Origin of the sequence: Bradyrhizobium sp. NBAIM08 (assembly GCF_020193935.1) — a bacterium.
GTDB classification, from domain to species: domain Bacteria; phylum Pseudomonadota; class Alphaproteobacteria; order Rhizobiales; family Xanthobacteraceae; genus Bradyrhizobium; species Bradyrhizobium yuanmingense.
Genome location: NZ_JADYVR010001192.1, coordinates 1 through 390 on the forward strand (window position 1 = coordinate 1; position 390 = coordinate 390).

Annotated in this window: 1 protein-coding gene; it reads left to right on the forward strand. The window is 34.9% G+C overall.

All coding sequences use genetic code 11. From position 1 onward, the window contains the following. The coding region (locus I6F37_RS44095; protein ID WP_306469192.1) for a BRCT domain-containing protein at positions 1-347 on the forward strand (347 nt) is incomplete at its 5' end. Positions 348-390 lie beyond the last annotated feature (43 nt).

Genomic DNA, 390 nt, shown 5'->3' on the forward strand with positions numbered 1-390 from the left:
GTAGCATTCATCACTTTTTCAGTAATAAAAGTAATATTGATATGCTGGAACAATTGGAAAGGCTGGGATTGCAATTAAAAAATCAAAAAAAAGAACATACTGCTGCTCGCAGTAATTTACAAGGTCAAACATTCCTGTTTACCGGAACATTACCCACATTGAAACGAAGCGATGCTGAAGCAATGGCAGAAGCCAATGGCGGGCAAATACTTAGTGGCGTTAGTACGAAGCTGAACTATCTTGTTGTGGGTGAAGATGCTGGAAGTAAATTAGAGAAAGCAAAAAAAATAAATACAGTCAGGATTATATCTGAAGCAGAGTTCCTTCAAATTATTGGCAAGAAATAATAGTAGATATCCTTTTATTATTTTAACTTAGTAAAGATTGAAC